The organism is Sphingobium sp. CFD-2 (assembly GCF_024611135.1).
GTDB classification, from domain to species: domain Bacteria; phylum Pseudomonadota; class Alphaproteobacteria; order Sphingomonadales; family Sphingomonadaceae; genus Sphingobium; species Sphingobium fuliginis.
The window spans coordinates 1-21,739 of record NZ_CP084406.1 but is presented as its reverse complement, the minus strand read 5'-3'; the positions used below and the strand labels follow the sequence as shown (position 1 = coordinate 21,739).

Below are 21,739 nucleotides of genomic sequence, written 5' to 3'. Positions count from 1 at the left end.
TAATCTCTATCAAACATGATCGTCTTCGATTTGACGCCACTCCCGCCAGCGCGCAGCATGGCGCGCAGGAAAGGGCGGAAAAGATGCAGCAGGAAGACGCGACGAGGCTGATAGAGGACTGGACCCGGACCCATGGCCGCACCCGCGACCGCCTGCTCCCGCTGCTGCACATGTTGCAGGAAGAGATAGGCTTTATCGATGATGCAGCCATCCCCGCCATCGCCACCGCACTCAACCTCAGTCGCGCAGACGTTCATGGAGTTGTGACCTTCTACCATGATTTCCGCCGAACCCCCGCCGGCCGGCATGTCGTAAAACTCTGCCGCGCCGAAAGCTGCCAGGCCCGCGGCGCCACGGCAATCGAGAAGGCCGCAACCGATCGGCTGGGCGTCCCCATGGGCGAGACGCGCCCGGACGGACAGGTCACGCTGGAACCCGTCTATTGCCTCGGCCTGTGCGCCGTCGGTCCCAACGCCCTTGTCGACGGAAGGCCGGTCGCGCGGATCGATGCGGCCACGCTGGACCGGATCGCGCAGGAGATCGCGGCATGAAGCGGGTCTATGTCAGCCGGGACATGGCCTCCGTCGCCCTGGGCGCGGACGAGGTTGCCCACGCCTTCGAAGCCGCAGGATGCGAGGTGGTCCGCACCGGCAGCCGGGGGCTCTTTTCCATCGAGCCCTTGGTCGAGGTCGAAAGCGAGGGGAAGCGGATCGGCTTCGGGCCGGTCGGCCCCGCCGACATAGCGGCCGTACTGGACGGCAGCCATGAAGCGCGGCTGGGCGACGTGGCGGCCTTGCCCTTCTTCGCCGGGCAGCAACGCTTCACCTTCGCGCGCTGCGGAGTGATCGATCCGCTCAGCCTGAAGGACTATGCCGAACATGGCGGCTGGCGCGGGCTGGAAACGGCGCGCGGCATGACGCCCCAGGCGGTGGTGGATGCGGTGAAGGCATCCGGCCTGCGCGGGCGGGGAGGGGCGGGCTTTCCCACCGGCATCAAATGGCAGACGGTGCTGGATGCGGTTTCGGACGCCAAGTTCATCGTCTGCAATGCCGATGAAGGCGACAGCGGCACCTTTGCCGACCGGATGCTGGTCGAAGGCGATCCCTTCTGCCTGATCGAAGGAATGACGATAGCCGGTCATGCCGTGGGAGCAAGCCACGGCTATATCTATATCCGCAGCGAATATCCCTTCGCCATCGCCGTCATGCGGGAAGCGATCCAACTCTCCGCCGAACGGACCGCGCCTTTCACGCTTGAAGTGCGTGTCGGGGCGGGCGCCTATGTCTGCGGCGAGGAAACCGCGTTGCTTGAAAGCATCGAGGGCAAGCGGGGGCAGGTGCGGGCAAAGCCGCCTCTCCCGGCGCTGGCGGGGCTGTTCGGACGACCGACGGTGATCAACAATCTGCTCAGCCTGGCGGCGGTCCCCTTCATCCTGGCGGAAGGGGCGAAGGCCTATGCGGACGTCGGCTTCGGCCGGTCGCGCGGCACGATCCCGGTGCAGCTTGCGGGCAATGTGAAGCATGGCGGCCTCTATGAGATCGGCTTCGGCATCACGCTGGGCGAACTGGTGAACGACATCGGCGGCGGCACTGCCAGCGGGCGGCCCGTCCGCGCGGTGCAGGTCGGCGGCCCCCTTGGGGCTTATTTCCCGCCCAGCATGTTCGACCTGCCCTTCGATTATGAGGCTTTCGCGCAGGCTGGCGGGCTGATCGGCCATGCCGGGATCACCGTGTTCGACGACAGCGTCGACATGGCGCACATGGCCCGCTTCGCGATGGAATTCTGCGCGGTCGAAAGCTGCGGCAAATGCACCCCTTGCCGGATCGGGTCGACGCGGGGCGTCGAGGTGATGGACCGGATCATCGCGGCGCGGGACAGCGCGACCGTCGTTCAGGCCGGACGCAACTGGGAGGGGCATCTCCAGAAAGCGCTCAATTCCTGCACGCCCGACCGGATCGATACCGGGCTGGAGGCGCAGACGGCCTTGCTGCGCGACCTTTGCGACACGATGAAACATGGCTCGCTCTGCGCGCTGGGCGGTTTCACGCCCTATCCGGTGCTGAGCGCGCTCGATCATTTCCCCGAGGATTTCGGTGCCAAGTCGCCGGTGAAGGAAGCTGCGGAATGAGCTACACGCGCGAAACCGACCATGGAACCCCGCCCGCCATATCGACCGGCAGGAGCGTGACCCTCACCATCGACGGCGATACCGTGACGATGCCGGAAGGCACGTCGATCATGCGGGCGGCCTCGCTGACCGGCTGTTCGATCCCCAGGCTGTGCGCGACCGACAATGTCGAAAGCTTCGGTTCCTGCCGCCTCTGCCTGGTCGAAGTGGAAGGACGCAACGGCTATCCCGCATCCTGCACCACGCCGATTGCCGAGGGCATGGTGGTGCGGACGCAGAGCGAGCGGCTGAAGCAGTTGCGGCGCGGGGTGATGGAGCTGTACATCTCGGACCATCCGCTCGACTGCCTGACCTGCCCGGCCAATGGCGATTGCGAATTGCAGGAGCAGGCGGGGGCCGTGGGCCTGCGCGACGTGCGCTACGGCTATGACGGCGCGACCAATATGGGGCAGGTGAAGGACCAGTCGAACCCCTATTTCGACTTCGATCCCAGCAAATGCATCGTCTGCTCGCGCTGCGTGCGCGCCTGCGACGAGGTGCAGGGCACATTCGCCCTGACCATCGAAGGGCGGGGCTTCGACTCCAGGGTTTCGCCATCGCAGGGGCAGGATTTCCTCTCGTCCGAATGCGTGTCCTGCGGCGCCTGCGTCCAGGCATGCCCGACCGCGACCCTGACCGAGAAGAAGGTGGTGGAGACCGGCACTCCGGATCGCGCAGTCGTCACCACCTGCGCCTATTGCGGCGTCGGCTGCACCTTCCGCGCGGAGATGCGGGGCGAGGAACTGGTCCGCATGGTGCCGTGGAAGGACGGCAAGGCCAATCGCGGGCATAGCTGCGTCAAGGGCCGCTTCGCCTGGGGCTATGCCCAGCACCGCGACCGTATCCTCAAACCCATGATCCGCGCCTCCGTGAACGAACCCTGGCGCGAAGTGTCGTGGGAGGAGGCCATCGCCCATACCGCCAGCGAGTTCCGGCGCATCCAGGCCAAATATGGCACGCGCAGCATCGGCGGCATCACCTCCAGCCGCTGCACCAATGAGGAGACCTTCCTCGTCCAGAAGCTGATCCGCCAGGGTTTCGGCAACAATAATGTCGATACCTGCGCGCGGGTCTGCCATTCTCCCACCGGCTATGGGCTGAAGACGACCTTCGGAACCTCGGCGGGCACGCAGGATTTCGACAGCGTGATGCAGGCCGACGTGATCCTGGTCATCGGCGCCAATCCGACCGACGGCCATCCGGTCTTCGCCAGCCGCATGAAGAAACGGCTCAGGCAGGGCGCCAAGCTGATCGTCATCGATCCCCGGCGGATCGATCTGGTGAAGTCGCCCCATGTCGAGGCTTCCCATCATCTGCCGCTCCGGCCCGGCACCAATGTCGCCATGCTGACGGCGCTGGCGCATGTGATCGTGACGGAAAAGCTCTATGACGAGGCGTTCATCCGCGATCGCTGCGATTGGGATGAATTTGCCGAGTGGGCCGATTTCGTTTCCGAACCGCAGCGCTCGCCCGAAGCGGTCGAGCCCCTTACCGGCGTCGAGGCGACGGAGGTCCGCGCCGCCGCCCGGCTTTATGCGACCGGCGGCAATGGCGCGATCTATTACGGACTGGGCGTGACCGAGCACAGCCAGGGCAGCTCCACCGTCATGGCCATCGCCAATCTCGCCATGGCGACCGGCAATATCGGGCGCGAAGGCGTGGGCGTGAATCCCCTGCGCGGGCAGAATAATGTGCAGGGCGCCTGCGACATGGGCAGCTTCCCGCACGAATTTTCGGGTTATCGCCATGTCTCCGACGATGCGGTGCGCGGCCAGTTCGAACAGGCCTGGGGCGTCACGCTGGATGCGGAGCCGGGGCTGCGCATCCCCAACATGCTCGATGCAGCGACGGACGGCACGTTCAAGGGCATCTTCATCCAGGGCGAGGATATTCTCCAGTCCGATCCCAACACCCATCATGTCGCGGCGGGGCTTGCCGCGATGGAATGCGTCGTCGTGCAGGACCTGTTCCTCAATGAGACGGCCAATTATGCCCATGTCTTCCTGCCCGGATCGACCTTCCTGGAAAAGGATGGAACCTTCACCAACGCCGAACGCCGCATCCAGCGCGTGCGCAGGGTGATGGCGCCGCTCAACGGCCATGCCGATTGGCAGATCGTCCAGTTGGTCGCGCAGGCCATGGGGCTGGGCTGGTCCTATGCGCACCCTTCCGAAATCATGGACGAGATCGCCGCGCTGACGCCCACCTTCGCGGGCGTGCATTATGACCGGCTGGATGCAGAGGGATCGCTGCAATGGCCTGCCAATGATGCAGCGCCCGACGGCACGCCGACCATGCATATCGGCGGCTTCGTGCGGGGGAGGGGCAAGTTCGTCGTCACCGACTATGTGCCGACCGATGAGAAGACCGGGCCGCGCTTCCCGCTGTTGCTGACCACCGGGCGCATCCTCAGCCAATATAATGTCGGCGCGCAGACGCGGCGGACCGCGAACGCGGCCTGGCATCCGGAGGATCGGCTGGAAATCCATCCCAACGACGCCGAAAATCGCGGGATCAGCGATGGCGACTGGGTCTCGCTCAAGAGCAGGGCCGGGGAAACCAGCCTGCGCGCCCTGATCACGGAGCGGGTCGCGCCGGGCGTGGTCTACACGACCTTCCATCATCCCGACACGCAGGCCAATGTCATCACCACCGACTATTCGGACTGGGCCACCAATTGCCCGGAATATAAGGTGACGGCGGTCCAGGTCATGCGCTCCAACGGACCGAGCGACTGGCAGCGCGACTATGCGGAGCAGGCACGGCACAGCAGGCGCATTGCGCCCTTGGAAGCGGCCGAATAGGATCGGGCGCATGAGCGATGAAAATGAAGTCATGTCGACCGAGGACCGCCTGATCTACATGGCGAACCAGATCGCCCGCAATGTCGCGGCGTTGGGCGAGGCGGAAGCTGTCGCCATGACGGCGGACCATATCCGCGCCTTCTGGGATCCGGCGATGAAGCAGCGCATTGCCTTGCTGGCGGCTGCGCGTCCCGGCGCACTGTCTCCCATAGCCGCCGCCGCTGTCGGCTGGGTCGTGGCGCCTTGAGCGCCGCGCCCGAAGATCGGCCCTTCACCTTCAGGCACATAACGCCGGCAGGCCCCATCACCCCGGTGACGCGGGAATTGGCAGAGGAAGTGCCGATCGCCATCGAATTCAACGGCATCGGCTATGCCGTGCTGATGGCCACGCCCGCCGATGTCGAGGAACTGGTGCTGGGTTTCACGCTGGCGGAGCGGTTGATCGGCCGGGAAGATGCGCCGTTCGAGGTGGATGTGCATGCGACCGAACAAGGGATCATTGCCCGGGCGACCCTGCCGGAGGAGCGAACGGAGGCCTTGCTGAGCCGGGTGCGGCATCGCGCCTCGGAATCGTCCTGCGGAATTTGCGGGGTGGAGAATCTGGAACAGGCGATCCGGCCCCTGCCATCCGTCACGGTTTCGACACGGGCCGACAAACAGGCGGTTTTTCGGGCGCTGGGGGAATTGAAAGGACATCAACCGCTCAATGCGAGAACCGGCGCGGCCCACGCGGCGGCGCTGGTGGCGGCAGACGGCACGATCCGCCTGGCGAGGGAAGATGTCGGGCGGCATAATGCGTTCGACAAGCTGATCGGCGCGATGTGGCGGCGTGGATGGACATGGGATGGCGGCTTTGCGCTGCTTTCCTCGCGCTGCTCCTATGAATTGGTGGAGAAGGCCGTGCTGGCGGACTGCCCCCTGCTGGTGACGATCTCCGCGCCGACGCGCCTTGCAGCCGAACGGGCGGCGGGGGCGGGGCTGGCTCTGGTGGCGCTGGCGCGCGCTGACTCCATCCTGTTATTCGGGGAAGGGGGGCTGGACCTCGATCAGTGAAGAAGCGCAGGGCTTCTGCCGCGATACTGGTTTCGCGGGAATCCGGATGCGCTCCAGGGCCGGGCCCTAATTCGGCTGCCCGGCGGATCGGAAGCGCAGGCGGATCGTTCCGTTCGCCGGCACCGTCATGGCCCAGACCTGCTTGCCCGGCTTTTTCGTCAGGCGACCGCTGAAGCCGCTGAATAGCCGTCCGCCGTTCGCTGGAAAGTCGATCTCGAAACGGATGGGGAAGGGATTGGCGTTGCGCACGACAAGGTTGTGATGGAGGATGCCCTTGCCCGCCTCTTCCTGTTCCGGTTCCAGTGTCAGGTTGCTGGCTTGCGCGAAGGACCATTCGACTTCCTCGTCGACGGTCTTGTCGCCTGTGGTGCTTTCCCCGACATACATGCGGCCCCAGGGGCTGTCCTGATAGAGAACCGCGCGTCCCGCCGGAAGGGGATCGCCCAGGCCATCCTTCCTGCCGTTGCGGAAGCGGAACAGCATCCGGGGATCGTCCGGCTCTTCCCACCTCATCTCCGTGCGATAGACCAGGCTGCCCTTCACCTTCTGCTTCACCAGAAACGCCACCTGCTTCTGTGCACGGGCGGCGACGGTGACGGGAACGGGAATGCGGTACAGCTTGAGGTCGCCCAGATTTTCCGCCCTGGCGACCACGGCGACAGGAGCGGGGGCCGACAGCATGCCTTCCTGCCGCCGCTGGGCCGTCACGACAATGTCTTCGCCCGCCATCATCATGGCCATGGGCGGCGGTGCAGGCGGCGGCGGCGTGCCGCTGCCCAGGTCGCTCGTCGTCCCGGCGGGCCAGCAGGCGCTGAACCTGTTCAGATAGCGGGCTTCTTCACGCGCCCTTTCGCCGCTGTCGTCGCGGCTGTCCTCCGAACGGTTCACCCTTCCGGCTATGGCGGAAGCGGTTGCATCGGCAAAGCTGGTGTCGTCCGCGCTCGCCAGCGTCAGCCAGCCGAGCAGGTCCAGCGATTGGCCGTGCGGGGCCAATGTGCCGACATAGGTCGCATCCCAGTCGAAGCCGGTGGCGATATAGGCCAGGGTGATCGTCGCAGGTCCGCCGGGCTGGTCCCTGGTCGTCATGGTCAGCACCGGCTTTGCGGAGAGGGTCGCGGGCGCCCCCGGATAGAGGAGCGTCTGGTGCAGTCCGGAGCAATAGAGCGCCTCCACGCCTCGCATGGTCGTCACCACCAGACGGTCGGCGGCGGATCGCACGGTCGCGCTTTCCTCGACCGTCCTGCCGCTTGCCGGGTCGGTGCGGCGAAGGATCACCCGTTGCCCGGTAAAGGCGTCAACCAGCCCCTTTTGCGACAGCAGCGCCGCGTCGCGATTGCGCTCCCGCGGGGGCGCGCCAAAGAGGATCGCCGATTGCGGCACGATGCCGCTCGCCACCCCCTCGAACCGGATCACGGCTTCGCCCGGCGGCAACATAACCGTGCGCGTCTCCGCGATCAGGGCGAAGGCGCCGGGCTCATCGCGGTCGAGCGGAGCCTCTCCCCGCTCCGGGTCGCGGTAGAGCGTGACCGCCACCTTGTCCGGACCGCTGGAGATCACGACCGGCAACTGCGCCCTCGCGGCCAGGGGCGCCCAAAGCGGCAGGATCATCAGCCACAGCCACAGGCGGGGCATGGCCGCGCTTACCAGGGGGTGAGGAAAGTGGCGGTCAGTTCGACCTTGCCATTGGCGGGCACCGGCACCACCCAGCGCCGCAGGTCAGCCGTTTCCTGCACGCCGGGAATGCTCTCCTCCGGCACGCGCAGGTCGCGCCACCACCACCATTGGGACAGGCCGGACTGGACCACGTCGACATTCACCGGCACCGGCTTGGCATTGGTGACGATGTAGCGCATCCGCGTGCGAAAATATTTCTGCGGCCGCTCGACATAGCCTTCCGCCTTTGTGCCGTCGGGATAGGCGACGCGCCAGCGCTCGGTCTTCGTCCATTCGTCCGTCGTGATCGTGTCGCGCTGCTCGACCACCGGCTGCACCTTCACGTCGAAGGCGTCGCCCGTTCGCAGGGCGAGGGTGGAGCCGCCGGGCGTGTGCGGAATGCCGCTTTCCCCGATGAACTGGGCCTGCCCGCGCGCATCCCGCATATAGACGCGAACCGTGCCCGCGGGCAGGGCCGCGCCGATTCCGGAAGCCTTGGCATTGGAGAATTTGAGCACCGATGCGGCGCTTTCCGCCTGGTCCTTGCTTTCCATCCAGTTGCTGCGGAACTCGTAACCGCGTTCCGCCGGCACGCCCGATGCGTCGAGGAAGCTCACCTGCTTGGTCTGGGCATTGGCGATCGTCGTGCGACCCTCGATCGGATAGACATGGAAGTCGCCCAGTTGCTCGCCGCCGCTCTCCGTGCCGGGCCGGTTTCCGCGAGGCTGGGGCCGGCCGCCATTATAGCCGCCATAAGATTGCTGCACCTGTCCGACTTCCCCGGCGACCAGCAGGGCGCGGGCGTTGGCGAAAGCGGTGCCGGTGCTGTTGTTGAGCGTGATCCAGCCCTGCATGTCGAGCTTGCCCGCTTTCTCGTCGAACAGGGCGACATAGTCTGATTTCCAGCTCATGCCCGGCGTCAGGTAGCTCAGCGTCACCGGCCTTGCACCGCCCTGCGGCGCATCCATGGTGACGCTCAGCGTCGGGCGCGCGCGCAGATTGGGCGGAATGGAGGAGAAAATGACCCGCACAGGCAGACCGTCGTCGCGCAGCACCTCGATCCGCTCACCGATCTTCAGCACCACCCCGCCATTGGCCGCCAGCACCATTGCCTGTTCCCGCGTTTCCGCGCCGGTGGCTGGGTTGGTGCGCAGCAGGGTGATCGTCTGGCCCACCGCCTTTTCCATCAGCGATGCGGGTGACAAAAGGTCATAGTCGAAATTCTGCTCGACAATGCCGATGCCTTCTCCCGACAATGTCACCGTTTCCGGGCGAATGCGCGCCGAGACATCGGGAAATTCCTGCCGGGAGCGTCCGGAGGGCAGGGTGATGCGGCGGAGGTCCTGCACCAGCGCCAGATCGTTATTATAGATGGTGACGGACAGGTCGCCCTGGGCATTCGGCGCGGAAGGCTGAGCAAAGAGCGCCTGGGGAGCCAGGACCGCAACCGAGATTATCGCAGGACATATCAGACGCATGAAGCCCCCCTCCGCCAATCCTGCAAGACATGCCGCAAAAACAAAGGTCGTTCCAGAGGCATAATCCCGGAACGACCTTTGTCGCCTTTCAAGATGACGGTGGTGCAGGGCGGACAGGACTGCGCCATTCTTCCGCCCCGCTCGCGAAGGCGTCCAGCCCGCACCCGGCCCGCCGCCCTTCCATCCGTTCGGATGCTGCGGAGGGAGGCGCCAGTCCGTCGCTCAATGCAGGCCCGAACCGCCGCCAGCCAGTTCCTTGGCGATGGTGCCGACCATGTCCTTGGCATCGCCGAACAGCATCTGGGTGTTGCTGTTATAGTAGATCGGATTGTCGATTCCGGCGAAGCCCGCATTCATCGAACGCTTGATCACGAAGACCGACTTGGCCCGATCCGCCTCGATGATCGGCATGCCCGCGATCGCGCTCTGCGGATCGTCGCGCGCCGACGGATTGATCGTGTCGTTGGCGCCGATGATCAGCGCCACGTCCGCCTGCGGCAGTTCGGGGTTGATGTCGTCCAGCTCGATCAACTGCTCATAGGGCACGTTGGCTTCGGCCAGCAGCACGTTCATATGTCCCGGCATGCGGCCCGCGACCGGATGGATCGCGAACTTCACATCGACGCCCTTCTTGGTCAGCGCCTGATACAGTTCGCTCACCTTGTGCTGCGCCTGCGCCACCGCCATGCCATAGCCCGGAATGATGACGACGCTGCTGGCGTTTTCAAGCTGCAACGCCGCTTCCTCGGCCGAGGCCGAACGGACAACGCGGTCGTCCTTGCCGCCCGCCGCGCCGGCCACGACCTTGCCGAAGCCGCCGAACATGACATTGGCGAAGCTGCGGTTCATCGCCTTGCACATGATGACCGCCAGGATGAAGCCCGACGCACCGTCCAGCGCGCCCGCCACGATCAGCAGCTTGTTCCCCAGGGCAAAGCCCATGGCGCTCGCCGCAAGCCCCGCATAGCTGTTGAGCAGCGCGATCACGGTCGGCATGTCCGCCCCGCCGATCGGGATCACCAGCAATATGCCGAACAGCAGCGCCAGCGCCACGAAGGCGGGGAACAGCCAGGTCTGCGTCGGATCGAGCGCGAGCATCGCGGCGATCACCAGCGCCGCCAGCGCCACGGCGCCGTTCACCACCCGCTGCCCGACGAAGGAGACGGGACGGCTGCCCATGATCTCCTGCAACTTCGCGAAGGCGATGACCGATGCCGTGCAGGTCAGGAAACCCAGCAGCATCTCGAACATCAGCGCCCACATGATGAAGCTGCCGGCATATTCGCCATGGGCGTGCTTGTAATATTCCGCCGCGCCGATCAGGCCCACGGCAAGCGCGCCGAAGGCGTGGGAGATGGCGGTCCGCTGCGGGATCGCCGTCATCGGCATCAGCAGCGCCATCGGGATGCCGGCGGCCGCGCCCGCGACCATGGCGATGAGGATCAGGTTGTAATCGACCACCTCATGCTGGACCAGCGCGCCGACGATGGCGACCAGCATGCCGATCTCGCCCGCGCGCACGCCCCGGCGGGCCGTCGACGGGTGGCTCATCCACATCAGCGCCAGGATGAACAGCGACGATGCGATGATCGCCGCAAAGGGTACGAATGCGTTCATCTCACTTCCCCCGCGGCTTGAACATCTTGAGCATGCGGTCGGTGATCATGAAACCGCTGACCAGATTGACCGTGGCGCAGAACACCGCGACGAAGCCCAGCGTCTTTGCCAGCGGCGTCGCGCCTTCCTCGCCCGTGATGCTGATCGCGCCCACGATCACCACCGCTGCGATGGCGTTGGTCAGCGACATCAAGGGCGAATGCAGCAGCGGCGACACCTTCTTGATGAGCTGAAAACCGACGAAGGCCGCCAGGATGAAGACGAACAGATAATCGGGATTAAGCGAACTCATGACAGTGCCCCCGTCAATTGAAGCAGCCTTTCGCTGACGACTTTCCCACCCTGCGTCACGCGGATGGCGTTGCCGATTTCCTCGTCCAGCACCGGCGCGTTCCGGTCCTTGTTCCAGAAGGCGGAGAGGAAGTTATAGAGGTTGCGCGCAAACAGGGCCGATGCGTCGGCGGCGAGGCGCGAGGGCACATTCTTGTGCCCGACGATCTTGACGCCGTGCCGTTCGACCACTTCGCCCAGCACCGCGCCCTCGACATTGCCGCCCTGCTCGACGGCCAGGTCGACGATCACGCTGCCCGGCTTCATCGACGCGATCTGCGCGTCTGAAATCAGGCGCGGCGCGGGCTTGCCCGGAATCAGCGCGGTGGTGATGACGATGTCCTGCTTGGCGATATGGCCGGACACCAGCTCGGCCTGCGCCTTTTGATAATCCTCGGACATTTCGGTGGCATAGCCGCCCTTGCCCTCGCCCTCGATGCCCGCGACGCTCTCGACGAAGATCGCCTTTGCGCCCAGGCTCTCGATCTGCTCCTTGGTCGCGGAGCGCACGTCGGTGGCGGAAACCTGCGCGCCCAGCCGCTTCGCGGTCGCGATCGCCTGCAGGCCCGCGACGCCGACGCCCATGATGAACGCCTTTGCCGGCGACACCGTGCCCGCCGCCGTCATCATCATCGGGAAGGACCGGCCATATTCGGCCGCCGCGTCCAGCACCGCCTTGTAGCCGGCAAGGTTGGACTGGGAGGAGAGAATGTCCATCGACTGCGCGCGGGTGATGCGCGGCATGAACTCCATCGCCAGCGCCTCGAAACCGGCGGCGGCATAGGCGTCGACCCGCGCCCGCTCGACAAAGGGATTGAGGCCCGCGACGATCCACGCGCCGGGCTTGGCGCCCGCGATGCTGGCCACGTCCGGCCCCTGCACGCCCAGGATGATGTCGGCATCCGCCACAGTAGCGACGCGATCCGCCACCGTCGCACCCATGGCGGCATAGTCCGCATCGGATATGGCGGCGGACAGGCCCGCCCCTGCTTCCACCGCGACTTCCGCGCCCAGCGCCTTGAATTTCTTGACCGTTTCCGGCGTGCCGGAAACGCGGCGCTCACCGGGCGCCATCTCTTTCACTATGCCGATCTTCACTGCATCCACCCTCGTCCCATGTTGGCAGGGCTCTGGCGCGGCCAAAAGCCGTCCTATCCTCAGCCCATACTAATATGCCCATTATCGACCCCTATGAATCGCAATACCGCCAAACCGGAAAGAATCAAACAAATAATATGCACATAATAGGACAGGATGTATGAGGAGTGCCCTTTTGCCGGCAAATTCGCTATGGGCGGTCGGACCCCAGACGAGGAGTAAGATGAGCATCCGCAAGCAGAATTCCCGCGAAGGACTGGTGACGGCGGCCGTGGCGAAGCTGCGTGACATGATCGTCGCCCAGCCGCCCGAAGCGCAGATCGGATCCCTGCCCGATCTGGCGAAGGCGCTGGGCGTGGGCATCGTCACCGTGCAGCAGGCGGCGCGCGTGCTGGAGCATGAGGGTTTCCTGAAGGTTCGGCGCGGCCCCGGCGGCGGCTATTACGGCACCCGGCCCGATGCGGAGGGTTTGAGCCAGGCGATTTCCGGCTTCCTGGCGCTGCATCATTCGGCGCATCCGGAGGCCATCGACATCATCACCCTGCTCGACTGCGAACTGATGGCGGCGGCGGCGCGCGCCACGGACGAGGCGCTTCGGCAGGAGCTTGCGGCGCTGGTCAAATCCATCGACGGGCGCAATACGGCGCGGCAGCGCGGCGCATTCGACCAGAGCATGCTGGACATTCTCTACCTGATGGTCGACCGCCCGCTGATGGAACTGCTCTCCCGCGTGGCCGTGCACCATTATGCCGAATATCCGCGCGGGCCGGTCTATGGCGGAAGCGAGGGCAAGCAGCGCTGGAAGCGGGAAAGACGCGCCATCATCGCCGCGATCCTCGACGGCGATCCGGAGCGCGCCCGCTTCGAAGCGCAACGGCGCCGACGGGAGATCATGCGCCAACTCGACGCGGCCATCTGAGGAGGCCGGCTCGGGCAAAGATGAAGCGCCGGTCCCTTCATCGGGAACGGAGGCTTCGCGGGCATTTAAGGATGTGCTAGCGCCGCCACGATGACAAAGCCTGTGCCGCCTTCTGGACCGAATGACGAGCCATCGTCGCGCCGCCGCCAGATATTGGAGATCGCCGCCCAGCTATTCGCGAAAAAGGGTTATCGCGGCACCTCCATGCGCGACATCGGCGAGCAGGCGGGCGTGCTGGGCGGTTCGCTTTACCATCATATCAGGTCCAAGGACGCCTTGTTCGTGGAACTGCACAATGCCGCGCTCGACAGGGCGGAAGAACGCATAGCCGCGGCCGTGCGGGCGCAATCCGATCCTTGGGCCCGGCTGTACGCGGCCTGCGCGACATTGTTGGACATCCAGCTTGCCCCCGGCTCCCTCACCACGCCGATGATGAACGACTTTCGGGAAGTGCCGGATGATGTCCGCGAACAGCTGATCGCGCGGCGCGACCGGTTCGAAGGGCTGTTTCGTTCGCTGGTCGAGGAACTGCCGCTGCCGGCCCCTATCGACCGGTCGATCTATCGCAACCTGCTTCTGGCGCAATTGAACGCCACCGCCGACTGGTACCGTCCCGGCAAGCTTGCTCCGGCGGAGATTGCGGCGCAGATCGTCGCCGTCTTTCGGCATGAATGATCTCTGCCCCGCCGGGGGAGGGCGTCCGCGTGCTAAAATTCGATGGAAATCTGCACCTTGAGCTTGCTCACCCCGGCCGCTTCGGCAATGCGCGTCTTCGCCTGATCGATGACCTCCTTCAGCGACCGGGCATAGGCCTCCGCGCCCGATGCGTCGGTTTCCCGGAGCGGCGGACGCCCCTTGCCGTACAGCAGCTGTTGCTCGGACAGGCCGAAGACCGCCGCAAGAATGCGCAGATTTTCCCTTCTCGGGGTCGTCCTGCCTGTCTCCCATCCCCAGATGGTGGGCTTGCTGAACCCCGTCCGCTCGGACAATGCCGTGCGGCTCAGCCCCTTTTCATGCCGCAGCCGCAGCAGGCGTTCGCCCAATCCTTCGGCGGCGGCTTCCTCCGGCGGATCGGCGGCAGGCTCCACATCGTCGCGCCCTGGACTGCGCAGCCTGATCGCGCTTACCGCGCCCTGGGGCAGCGACGTTTCGAAACGACAGCCGAACAGGGTCTCGTTCTGCCAGACGACACGGGCCACGACCCGGTCGGCATCGGGCAGGGACAGCATGATGCTCTGCCCGATCTCCAGCGTCGACCTGGTTTCTATCAGCATGCCGGCGGTCGAGATGTCGTGGATCACCACATTCGTGCTCGCGCCGTCGGACGTGCCGGGAAGTTCCAGGCGAATGCGCCAACGCGCGGCGTCTCGCCTGTTTTCGGACTCGGGTGGCTGGTCGACGATCGCTGGTATGGGCATTTTCCGACTATTCGCACCGGCGGGTTTCCGGAATGTTAATAAGTCGGTCGTGGACCTTGGGGATTGCCGAATGGCAGGGGATGCGCCGCGATTGACTGTAACAGATGTTTGGTATAGCAGAGGCCCGCGATTTCCAGGAGAGTCCCGATGTTCAGCTATGTTCCCCCGATAGACGATTATCGCTTTCTGTTGACGGAGGTTCTCGGCTTCGACCGGACAATGGCGGACGTTGGAAAGGAGGTCGATGCCGACCTGGCGGTGGCCGTCCTGGAGGAAGCGGGCCGGATGTGCGCCGACCGGCTGCACCCGCTCAACCGCCATGGGGATGAGGAGGGAAGCCATCTCGTCGACGGATCGGTGAAGACGCCGGAGGGTTTTGCCGACGCCTGGCGGGACTTCGCGGCTGCGGGCTGGGCATCGCTATCGGCGGAGCCGGAATATGGCGGGCAGGGGCTGCCCTTCATCCTCCAGCTCTGGCTGGACGAGATGCTGTCGGCGGCGAACCTGTCCTTCGGCCTGTTCCCGGGCCTGACACGCGGCGCGTGCGAGGCGATCATCGCCCATGCCAGCGATTCGCTGAAGGCCACCTATCTGCCGCGCATGGTGAGCGGCGAATGGACCGGCGCCATGGCGCTCACCGAAAGCGGCGCGGGCACGGACCTGGCGCTGCTGAAGACCAAGGCGGCGCCCGGCGCCGACGGCAGCTACGCCGTCACCGGGCAGAAGATCTTCATTTCCTCGGGCGATCATGATTTCGGCGGCAACATCGTCCATCTGGTGCTGGCGCGCCTGCCCGATGCCCCGGCGGGGGTGAAGGGGATCAGCCTGTTCCTGGTGCCCAAATATCTGCCCGACGCCGATGGCGGCTTCACGATCCGCAACGCCATGTCGGTGGGCGCGCTGGAAAAGAAGATGGGCATCCACGCCCAGCCGACCTGCGTGATGAACTATGACGGCGCGACCGGCTGGCTGGTGGGGGAACCGAACAGGGGCCTGGCCGCCATGTTCACCATGATGAATGCCGAGCGCCTGATGGTCGGCATTCAGGGGCTGGGCATTGCCGGCGCAGCCTATCAGCAGGCCGCCGGCTATGCGAAGGAGCGGCTCCAGGGACGCAGCGCCGATGGCGCGCGGGGTCCGGTGGCGATCATCGAACATGCCGATGTGCGGCGCATGCTGCTCAATATCCGGGGTTTCGTGGAGGCCGGACGGGCGTTGGCCGGGTGGACGGCCTTGCAACTCGACCGGGCGCATCATCATCCCGATGCCGCTGAGCGGGCGAAGGCGGATGCCCTGGTCGCGCTGCTGACGCCGGTGGTGAAGGCGGCCTTCACCGACTTCGGCTTCGAAAGCGCGGTGCAGGCGCAGCAGGTGTTCGGCGGGCATGGCTACATCCGCGAATGGGGCATGGAGCAATATGTCCGCGATGCCCGCATCGCCCAGATTTATGAGGGCACCAATGGCGTGCAGGCGATGGATCTGGTCGGACGCAAGCTTCCCATGGCGGGCGGCGCGGTGGTCGATGGCTTTTTCACCTTGGTGGACGCGGATCTGGAAGCTGGGGCGGGGCTGGACATTGCAGCGAAGACGGGCGACGCGCTCACCCTTCTGCGCGGCGTAACCGCGTCGCTGCGCGGCGCGGGGGTCGACGCAGCCGGAGCGGCGGCGGTCGACTATCTGCGCCTTTTCGCGCTGGTCTCCATGGGCTGGATGTGGACGCGCATGGCCACCGCCGCGCGGGGGGATGCGCCGCTGCATGCGGCGAAGCGCGCGCTGGCCGACTATTTCGCGCAACGGATGCTGCCGCAGGCCCAGGGGCTGGCAGCCGGCATCGCGGCGGGTGAGGCCACGATCATGGCGCTTGGCGCCGACGCCTTCTGAACGAAAGGATCATCATGGCCGTCGAGATGACCCGGGCGGGTGCGACCATCGTCCTGCGCCTGTCCAACGGGCCGGTAAATGCCCTTTCGGTGGGCAACGGCTTTGTCGAGGAACTGGGGGCGAAAGTCGGGGAAGCGGCGAGCGATCCCGCCTGCCGCGCCATCGTGATCGCCGGCGCCGGCCGGATGTTCTGTGGCGGCGCCGACATCGGCGATTTCGACGGTGATCCCGAGCAGGTCGACCGGCTGCGGCATCTGATTGCGACGGTCGAGGCGTGCGCCAAGCCGGTGATCATGGCGATCCACGGCATGGCGCTGGGCGGTGGCCTGGAACTGGCCATGGCGGGCCACTACCGCGTTGCCCAGGCGGGAAGCCGCCTTGGCCTGCCCGAAGTGACGCTGGGCCTGCTGCCCGGCGCGGGCGGTACGCAGCGCCTGCCGCGCCTGATCGGGGCAGGCGCAGCGCTCGACATGATGCTGTCGGGCAAGCCCGTGACGGCGGAGCGCGCATTGTCGGCGGGACTGGTCGATCAGTTGGTGGACGGCGATGTTGTGGAGGCGGCGCTGGAGGTGGCGCGCAACGTGCCTCCGCTGCGCCGTTCGGGCACGCTGCCGGTGCCTGCCGACCTCGCCGGGGCCGTCGCGTCGCGCCGGGCGAAGCTGCGGGCCGGGCTGAGCCAGGCGCCTGCCCGGATCGTCGATTGCGTCGCGGCGCTGTCCGGCGATCTGGCCGCCGGTTTGGCGCTGGAAGCGGCGCTGTTCGGGGAATTGCTGCGCTCCGAGGCTTCTCGCGGCCTGCGTCACGTATTTTTCGGGGAGCGGACTGTGGCGCGCATTCCCGGATTGGCGCCGGACGTGCGCCCCCGTGACGTCGGTCATGTCGGTGTTGTGGGCGGCGGCCTGATGGGCACGGGCATCGCGCTTGCGCTGTTGAATGCGGGCCTGCCCGTGACGATGGCCGAACTGCGTCCCGAGGCGCTCGCCAAGGCGGAAGCCACCATTTGCAAGACGATCCAGCGCGATGTGGAGAAGGGCAGGATCGGTCAGGCCGTGGCCGATGCGCGCATCGCCGCCTTCACGGCGGCGACCGAACTGGAGGCGCTCGCGGATGCCGATCTGGTGATCGAGGCGGTGTTCGAGGATATGGGCGTCAAGAAGCAGGTCTTTTCCGCGCTCGATGCGATCACCCGGCCGGATGCGATATTGGCGAGCAACACATCGACGCTCGACCTCGACGCCATCGCCGCGCTGGTGGCCGATCCGTCGCGGGTCGTCGGCCTGCATTTCTTCTCGCCCGCCAATATCATGCGGTTGCTGGAAGTGGTTCGCGGCAGGGAAACCGCGCCGGATGTGCTGGCGACCGCGATGGCGCTGGGCAAGCGGATCGGCAAGGTCGGCGTCGTGTCGGGCGTGTGCGACGGCTTCATCGGCAACCGCATGTTCGAGGAATATCTGCGCCAGGTCTGGTTCATGCTGGAGGAAGGCGCGCTGCCGCAGCAGATCGATGCCGCCATGGAGCGGTGGGGCATGGCGATGGGGCCGTGCCGGACGATGGATCTGGCCGGACAGGACATCGGCTGGGCGATCCGCAAGCGCCGTATGGCGGAACAGCCCGACCGGCCCTATTCGGGCGTGATAGACCGCATCTGTGAACTGGGGCGGTTCGGACAGAAGACGGGCAAGGGCATCTACGCCTATCCGGATGGCCGGACGGCGGAAACCGATCCGGAAATCACAAGGCTGATCGAGGATTACTCCGCCGAGACAGGCCTTGAGCGGCGCGCGTTCAGCGATGAGGAAATCGTCGGCCGTTGCCTGCTGGCTCTGGTCAATGAAGGCGCGCGGATCGTGGAGGAAGGAATCGCCTATCGTCCCGTCGACGTCGACATGATCTACATCCATGGCTATGGCTTCGGCCGCGAACGCGGCGGACCGATGTTCCAGGCCGACATCATGGGCTTGTCCACCGTTCTGGACCGGCTTCGCGCCCTTGCCGTCGGCCGTAACGGCTGGGCATGGACGCCCGCCCCGCTGATCGAGCGGCTCGCTGCCGAGGGTGGGCGCTTCGGGGATCTCAACATTCAGGACAGGAACAGCATATGACGGATGTCTTTCTGGTATCGGCGGCGCGGACGGCCATCGGCAGCTTCGGCGGCTCGCTCAAGGACCAGAAGCCGGGCGAACTGGGTGCGCATGTGGCGCGGGCGGCGATAGAGCGCGCGGGGCTCGAGGCGAGCCTGATCGGCAATGTCGTGCTGGGCAATGTCATCCCTTGCGAGCCGCGCGACGCCTATGCCGCGCGCATAGCGGCGATCGGCGCGGGCATTCCGCAGGAAACTCCGGCGCACAACGTCAACCGCCTCTGCGGATCGGGTTTGCAGGCGATCCTTACCGCAGCCCAGTCGATCATGCTCGGTGACTGCGACATCGCGCTGGGCGCGGGCGTGGAGATCATGAGCCGCGCGCCTTATTTCCTGCCCGCCGCCCGCTGGGGCCAGAAGATGGGCGATGCGTTGGTGCAGGACGGGTTGACCGGCGCGCTGACCGATCCCTTCCACGGCATCCATATGGGCGTCACGGGGGAGAATGTCGCTGCCCGCTACGGCATTTCGCGGGAAGACCAGGACGCGCTCGCCCATGAAAGCCAGAAGCGGGCGGCGAACGCCATCGCGCAAGGCTATTTCAGGGAGCAGATCGTGCCGGTGGAGGTGACGGTGCGGCGCAAGCCGGTGCCGTTCGACACCGACGAATTCGTGCGCGCCGATGCGGCCCCGGAGGATTTCAGCAAGCTGAAGCCCGTCTTCCAGAAGGATGGGACAGTGACGGCCGGCAATGCGTCGGGGATCAACGACGGCGCCGCCGCCGTGGTGCTGGCAAGCGGGGAGGCGGTGAAGGCGCAGGGATTGAAGCCCCTCGCGCGACTGGTCGCCTATGGCCATGCGGGGGTCGATCCGGCCTATATGGGCATCGGCCCGGTGCCCGCCACGCGCAAGGCGCTGGAGCGGGCGGGGATCGGCGTGGGCGATCTGGACGTGATCGAATCCAACGAAGCCTTTGCAGCGCAGGCCTGCGCCGTCTCGCGGGAGCTGGGCTTCGATCCGGCAAGGGTCAATCCCAATGGCAGCGGCATTTCGCTGGGCCATCCGGTGGGGGCGACGGGCGCGATCATCACGACCAAGCTGGTCTATGAACTGCAGCGCACCGGCGCCCGCCTGGGCCTGACGACCATGTGCATAGGCGGCGGCCAGGGCATCGCGGCCATCTGGGAACGAGTGTGAGGCCTGGCTCGCCCCTGGCCTGACGGACGAACCGTCAGGCCAGGGGCGTGCTCACGGGCGAAGAGGCGGAGCCGCCCCGCCGCTTATTTCGCGCTGAGATCGAGCGCGACGTCGACGATCATATCCTCCTGACCGCCGACCATCTTGCGACGGCCCACTTCCGCAAGGATGCTGCGCGTGTCGAGGCCATAGTCCTGCGCCGCCTTTTCCGCATGGCGCAGGAAGCTGGAATAGACGCCCGCATAACCGAGGGTCAGCGTTTCGCGGTCCACGCGCACCGGCCGGTCCTGCAGGGGGCGGACCAGTTCTTCGGCGGCGTCCATCAACGCATAGAGATCGCAGCCATGGTTCCAGCCATAGCGGTCCGCTGCGGCAATGAACACCTCCAGCGGCGCATTGCCGGCGCCGGCTCCCATGCCGGCCAGGCTGGCGTCGACGCGGACCGCGCCGTTCTGCACGGCGACGATGGAATTGGCGACGCCCAGCGAAAGATTGTGGTGGGCGTGCACGCCACGCTGCGTCTCGGGCTTCAGCACGCGATCATAGGCCTGAAGCCGCGCCGCATATTGCTCCATGTTGAGCGCGCCGCCGCTGTCGGTGACATAGACGCAGTGCGCGCCATAATCTTCCATCAGCTTGGCCTGCTGCGCCAGCGCATCCGGATCGGTCATGTGGCTCATCATCAGGAAGCCGGACACGTCCATGCCCAGGTTGCGCGCCGCCTCGATATGCTGCTTCGAAACATCCGCCTCCGTGCAATGGGTGGCGATGCGCACCGACCGCACGCCCAGATCATAGGCATGCTTCAGATCGTGCACCGTGCCGATGCCGGGCAGCAGCAGCGTCGTCAGGACGCTATGTTCCAGCACGTCCGCCACGGCGACGATCCAGTCATGGTCCGTATGCGCGCCGAAACCATAGTTGAAGGACGACCCGCTAAGGCCGTCGCCATGGGCGACCTCGATGGCGTCGACCTTGGCGTCGTCCAGCGCCCGGGCGATCTTCTGCACATGGTCGATGCTATATTGGTGACGGACGGCATGCATGCCGTCGCGCAGCGTGACGTCCTGGATGTAGAGCTTGGTCTGGGTCGGATCGAAGGTCATGCGACGGCTCCTTCATGCATGCGGACGGCGATCTTTTCGGCGGTGCGCAACGCGGCCGAGGTCATGATGTCGAGATTGCCGGCATAGGCGGGCAGGTAATGGGCGGCTCCCTCGACCTCCAGGAAGACGCTGACCTTGAGGCCCGTGAATTCCCCGTCCATCTCCGGAATGCGCAGGGGACGGTTCGATCCGATATGTTCGAACTGCACCGCCTGCTTCAGCCGGTATCCCGGCACATAGGTCTGCACTTCGGCCACCATGCGGTCGATGCTGGCGCGGATCTCGTCCTGGCTGGCGTCGTCGCACAGGCAATAAACGGTGTCGCGCATGATCAGCGGCGGCTCGGCGGGGTTGAGGATGATGATGGCCTTGCCGCGGCTCGCCCCGCCGACGTCGACGATCGCCTGGCTGGTGGTCTCGGTGAATTCGTCGATATTGGCGCGCGTGCCGGGACCTGCGCTCTTGGAGGCGATGGAGGCGACGATCTCGCCATAATGCACCTTCGCGACGCGGTTGACGGCATGGACGATGGGGATGGTCGCCTGGCCGCCGCAGGTCACCATGTTGACGTTCGACGCGTCCAGGTTGGTTTCGCCGTTGACGGGCGGAATGGTGTAGGGGCCGATGGCCGCGGGCGTCAGGTCGACCACCCGCTTGCCATGCGCCTGGAGCAGTTCATTGTGCCGCTTGTGCGCGCCTGCCGACGTCGCGTCGAACACGATGGCGATGTCCTTGAAACCCTCCAGCGCGATCAGGCCGTCAATGCCCTCCGCCGTGATGGGCACGCCCATGCGGGCGGCGCGCTTCAGCCCGTCCGATTCCGGATCGATGCCGACGAAGGCACCCATTTCCAGCGTCTCCGAAAGACGCATGATCTTTATCATCAGGTCGGTGCCGATATTTCCCGATCCGATGATCGCAACCTTGGTTTTGGCCAT

The 21,739-nt window shown here is 65.8% G+C and carries 18 protein-coding genes; 10 read left to right on the top strand and 8 right to left on the bottom strand.

The window, feature by feature from the left end:
- Positions 1 to 83: 83 nt before the first annotated feature.
- Genes LDB29_RS20400 through fdhD form a run of 5 tightly spaced genes read left to right on the top strand, consistent with a single transcriptional unit; the run spans position 84 to position 6,024 of the window.
- Positions 84 to 551 (top strand): formate dehydrogenase subunit gamma, encoded by a 468-nt coding sequence (locus LDB29_RS20400; RefSeq protein WP_025549494.1) that lies wholly within the window; start codon positions 84 to 86, stop codon positions 549 to 551.
- Positions 548 to 2,128, top strand: a complete 1,581-nt coding sequence (locus LDB29_RS20395; protein ID WP_257557488.1) for an NADH-ubiquinone oxidoreductase-F iron-sulfur binding region domain-containing protein — start codon at positions 548 to 550, stop codon at positions 2,126 to 2,128. Before LDB29_RS20400 ends, LDB29_RS20395 begins: the two co-directional genes overlap by 4 nt.
- A complete protein-coding gene (gene fdhF, locus LDB29_RS20390; RefSeq protein ID WP_257557486.1) occupies positions 2,125 to 4,971 on the top strand; it encodes a formate dehydrogenase subunit alpha in 2,847 nt (948 codons plus the stop codon). Before LDB29_RS20395 ends, fdhF begins: the two co-directional genes overlap by 4 nt.
- Positions 4,972 to 4,981: 10 nt before the next feature.
- Positions 4,982 to 5,218 carry a formate dehydrogenase subunit delta gene (locus tag LDB29_RS20385; protein WP_082166172.1) on the top strand — a complete coding sequence of 79 codons (237 nt, stop codon included), beginning with the start codon at positions 4,982 to 4,984 and terminating at the stop codon, positions 5,216 to 5,218.
- Positions 5,215 to 6,024: a formate dehydrogenase accessory sulfurtransferase FdhD gene (fdhD, locus tag LDB29_RS20380; RefSeq protein ID WP_025549497.1), complete on the top strand. Its 810-nt coding sequence runs from the start codon at positions 5,215 to 5,217 to the stop codon at positions 6,022 to 6,024. The genes LDB29_RS20385 and fdhD overlap by 4 nt, the downstream gene beginning before the upstream one ends.
- Before the next feature lie 66 nt (positions 6,025 to 6,090).
- Here fdhD and LDB29_RS20375 read toward each other — a convergent pair whose 3' ends face one another.
- From LDB29_RS20375 to LDB29_RS20355, 5 genes are all read right to left on the bottom strand, one after another.
- Positions 6,091 to 7,656, bottom strand: coding sequence for a DUF4139 domain-containing protein (locus LDB29_RS20375; RefSeq protein WP_052628177.1), 1,566 nt, complete (start codon positions 7,654 to 7,656; stop codon positions 6,091 to 6,093).
- Between the two features lie 8 nt (positions 7,657 to 7,664).
- Complete coding sequence (locus LDB29_RS20370; RefSeq protein ID WP_025549499.1) at positions 7,665 to 9,155, bottom strand: DUF4139 domain-containing protein; 1,491 nt, start codon at positions 9,153 to 9,155, stop codon at positions 7,665 to 7,667.
- Positions 9,156 to 9,377: 222 nt separating this feature from the next.
- Positions 9,378 to 10,772, bottom strand: a complete 1,395-nt coding sequence (locus LDB29_RS20365; RefSeq protein ID WP_044661092.1) for an NAD(P)(+) transhydrogenase (Re/Si-specific) subunit beta — start codon at positions 10,770 to 10,772, stop codon at positions 9,378 to 9,380.
- Position 10,773: 1 nt separating this feature from the next.
- Positions 10,774 to 11,064 (bottom strand): NAD(P) transhydrogenase subunit alpha, encoded by a 291-nt coding sequence (locus LDB29_RS20360; RefSeq protein WP_025549500.1) that lies wholly within the window; start codon positions 11,062 to 11,064, stop codon positions 10,774 to 10,776.
- Positions 11,061 to 12,200 (bottom strand): NAD(P) transhydrogenase subunit alpha, encoded by a 1,140-nt coding sequence (locus LDB29_RS20355; protein WP_025549501.1) that lies wholly within the window; start codon positions 12,198 to 12,200, stop codon positions 11,061 to 11,063. Before LDB29_RS20355 ends, LDB29_RS20360 begins: the two co-directional genes overlap by 4 nt.
- 223 nt (positions 12,201 to 12,423) lie before the next feature.
- Between LDB29_RS20355 and LDB29_RS20350 the strand changes: the two genes are divergently transcribed.
- Positions 12,424 to 13,119 carry an FCD domain-containing protein gene (locus tag LDB29_RS20350; RefSeq protein ID WP_025549502.1) on the top strand — a complete coding sequence of 232 codons (696 nt, stop codon included), beginning with the start codon at positions 12,424 to 12,426 and terminating at the stop codon, positions 13,117 to 13,119.
- Positions 13,120 to 13,209: 90 nt separating this feature from the next.
- Positions 13,210 to 13,794 (top strand): TetR/AcrR family transcriptional regulator, encoded by a 585-nt coding sequence (locus LDB29_RS20345; protein WP_025549503.1) that lies wholly within the window; start codon positions 13,210 to 13,212, stop codon positions 13,792 to 13,794.
- 32 nt (positions 13,795 to 13,826) lie between these two features.
- On the opposite strand, the gene LDB29_RS20340 is transcribed toward LDB29_RS20345, so the two are convergent.
- A complete protein-coding gene (locus LDB29_RS20340; protein ID WP_025549504.1) occupies positions 13,827 to 14,537 on the bottom strand; it encodes a helix-turn-helix domain-containing protein in 711 nt (236 codons plus the stop codon).
- A gap of 147 nt (positions 14,538 to 14,684) precedes the next feature.
- Here LDB29_RS20340 and LDB29_RS20335 point away from each other — a divergent pair, with 147 nt between their 5' ends.
- Genes LDB29_RS20335 through LDB29_RS20325 form a run of 3 tightly spaced genes read left to right on the top strand, consistent with a single transcriptional unit; the run spans position 14,685 to position 19,695 of the window.
- The gene (locus LDB29_RS20335; RefSeq protein ID WP_257557481.1) at positions 14,685 to 16,418 is read left to right on the top strand and encodes an acyl-CoA dehydrogenase family protein; all 1,734 of its coding nucleotides are present in this window, start codon (positions 14,685 to 14,687) and stop codon (positions 16,416 to 16,418) included.
- Between the two features lie 14 nt (positions 16,419 to 16,432).
- Entirely contained in the window at positions 16,433 to 18,520 is a 2,088-nt protein-coding gene (locus LDB29_RS20330; RefSeq protein ID WP_257557480.1) for a 3-hydroxyacyl-CoA dehydrogenase NAD-binding domain-containing protein, read from the top strand.
- On the top strand, positions 18,517 to 19,695 hold the full coding sequence (locus LDB29_RS20325) for an acetyl-CoA C-acyltransferase family protein (protein ID WP_257557479.1): 1,179 nt from the start codon (positions 18,517 to 18,519) through the stop codon (positions 19,693 to 19,695). Before LDB29_RS20330 ends, LDB29_RS20325 begins: the two co-directional genes overlap by 4 nt.
- 83 nt (positions 19,696 to 19,778) lie before the next feature.
- Here the strand turns inward: LDB29_RS20325 and dmpG are convergent, their stop codons facing one another.
- Together dmpG and LDB29_RS20315 are read right to left on the bottom strand one after the other, a co-directional pair.
- Positions 19,779 to 20,801: a 4-hydroxy-2-oxovalerate aldolase gene (gene dmpG, locus LDB29_RS20320; RefSeq protein ID WP_137708870.1), complete on the bottom strand. Its 1,023-nt coding sequence runs from the start codon at positions 20,799 to 20,801 to the stop codon at positions 19,779 to 19,781.
- A complete protein-coding gene (locus LDB29_RS20315) occupies positions 20,798 to 21,739 on the bottom strand; it encodes an acetaldehyde dehydrogenase (acetylating) (protein WP_061936050.1) in 942 nt (313 codons plus the stop codon). Before LDB29_RS20315 ends, dmpG begins: the two co-directional genes overlap by 4 nt.